The sequence below is a fragment of the Streptomyces sp. UNOB3_S3 genome (assembly GCF_020740895.1).
GTDB lineage: Bacteria > Actinomycetota > Actinomycetes > Streptomycetales > Streptomycetaceae > Streptomyces.
In genome coordinates, this window is sequence record NZ_JAILXP010000618.1 from 1 (window position 1) to 2294 (window position 2294).

1 protein-coding gene is annotated in these 2294 nt (G+C 72.3%); it reads right to left on the reverse strand.

The genetic code is table 11. The features are described 5' to 3' along the window. Positions 1–2149: glycoside hydrolase domain-containing protein (locus K6I33_RS34375; protein WP_229358727.1), on the reverse strand; the 2149-nt coding region annotated here is incomplete at its 3' end. Between the last annotated feature and the right edge of the window lie 145 nt (positions 2150–2294).

Sequence of the window (2294 nt, forward strand, 5' to 3'; positions counted from 1 at the left end):
GGTGGGTGGTGGTGCCGGTGTTCTCGAATCCGGAGTTGGGATACAGGTAGAGCCGGTAGAGGCTGGAGTAGAGGGTGGTGAGCTGGTCGCGGGTCGCGCCCTCGACCTCGACCCGGCCCAGGAGGGTGTCCCAGGCGGTCCGGGCACGGGTCATGACCTGGTCGAAACCGGTGCTCGCCGGGATCTCCCGCTCCAGGTTGGCCCGGGCCTGGTCGGTGCCGATGAGGGAGGTCGCCACGCGCAGGGTGACCGTACGGCTCTTGCCGGGCGCGAAGCGCAGATAGCCGGTGACGGCGTCGCTCCCCGTGTCGCCCTTGAGCTTGCCGCTCGCGACGACGGGCGCGTCGAAGACGCCGTGGACGAAGAGGCGCCCGGCACCGGTGGACAGTCCGCTGCGGACGTCCGAGTAGGCGCTGAAGGAGCGGTGCTCGGGGTCGAGGGTCAGCCCGCCCCGGTCCTTGACGTTGTCGAGGAGGACGCTCGCCTGGTCCGAGGGGAAGGTGAAGCGGATCATCGCGGCGTGGTCGCTGGGGGTGATCTCCGCCTTGAGACCGTTCTCGAAGGTGACGGCGTAGTAGTGGGGCCGGGCGGTCTCGTTCTCGTGCCGGAAGGGCAGGGCGCGGGCGCTACGGGAGGCGGGCGGGACGCCCGGGGACGCCGAGGGCATGAGCTGGAAGGTCTGCCGGTCGCCCATCCAGGGGCTGGGCTGGTGGCCGGCGGAGAGGGCCTGGAGGGTGGGGAGGTTGTCGGCGTTGTTGGTCGCCGCGTACTGGTAGAGCCAGTCCGTGGCGCCCGCGTTGGTGACGGGCGTCCAGAAGTTGAAGCCGTGGGGGACGGCGGTGGCCGGGAAGGTGTTGCCGCGGGAGAAGTTCGAGCTGGAGTGGGTGCCGCGGGTGGTGACGGCCCGGTCGGCCGGATGGGCGACGGGCGGCTCCTCGGGGGCCGGGGCGAGGGAGATGTCGTCGATCCAGCCGCGGAACTTCGCCGGGCCCACGGGCGAGTCGTACGCGATCAGCACCCGCTCCACGGTCTTGCCCGAGGCGACGGCCCCGATGCGCGACTCCTTGTTGTTCCACTGGTTGACGTAGAGCGTTCTGGAGGCGGCCTGGCCCTGCGGGGTCAGCCGCGCGCCGTGCTGGTCGACCGCGCCGAGCTCGCTGAGGTAGGTGCCGTCGGTGAAGGCGAGGTCGAGCGCGACATGGGTGGCGGGGTAGCGGGCGTCCGGCTCGGGGAGGGCGGGGAAGATCTTGTAGGAGAGCAGGGTCCTCGGGGTGACGCGCAGCCGGGTCCGGAAGACCTTGTTGTACGAGTAGGCGTGGCCGGTCGCCTGGTGCATGCCCCCGTAGCGCAGCGCGTGGGTGCCGGTGAAGCCGGCGCGGGCCTTGGCGGTGGGGGAGCCGGTGGGGCCCCGGTCGACGTGGCTGCGCATGTCGGCGGGCGGCGGGGTTCCGGTGTCGCCCGCCGCCAGCTGGAACTCGGCGAGCTGGGTGACGGGCTCGCCGTTGTTGCGGGTTATCTCCAGCCGGTACTGGCGGTAGGGGCGGGTGCCGGTGAAGGAGAACTCCCGGGTGTGGAGCCGCTTTTCGAAGACCTCGCCCTGGCGGGTGTCGAGCACCTGCCAGCCGCTGCCGTCGTCCGACCCCTTGAGCACCCAGTCCCGGGGGTCGCGGCCGGGGGCGTCGTTGGCGGAGGTCAGGGCGTAGCGCACGGCCTGGACGGGCCGGTCCAGCTCGAATTCCAGCCAGGCGGTGCGCTCGAAGGCGAGCCACTTGGTCGCGCTCTCGCCGTCGACGAGGTTCTCCTTGACCTCGCCCGCCTCGGCGTGTTCGCCGCTGGCGCGGACGGCGGTGACCCGGTCGGTGACATTGCCGGGGATGCCGCTGGTGTCGTCGCCGTCGACCCCGGCGGCGCGCGGCCGGCCGTCGCGGCCGGTCTCGACGGTGTCGGTCCAGTCGGGCCGCGGGTCGCCGGGCTCGAAGGAGGAGGCGAAGCGGTCGCCGGTTGGGGCGGCCGCGCCGGCCCGGGCCGGCGACGCCGCGACGGTCCGGCCCTGGGTGACCTGAGCCCCCGTCATCAGCGCGGCGGCCACCAGGAGGGCCGTGGGACGGGCGAGCGTACGCCATCTGCGGTACCCGAATCCCGTTCGCATCCCTCTGCCTCTCCGCTGAACCCGGCACTGCCGGCCGGACGACTCAGACAACGTTGTCACCCATGTCGCGCAGTGTTAAGTAGTGCGTGAGACACCAGTGGTGTCAAGGGTCTCGGGGCTGGTGTCGCCGGGCGGGCCCCAGGGG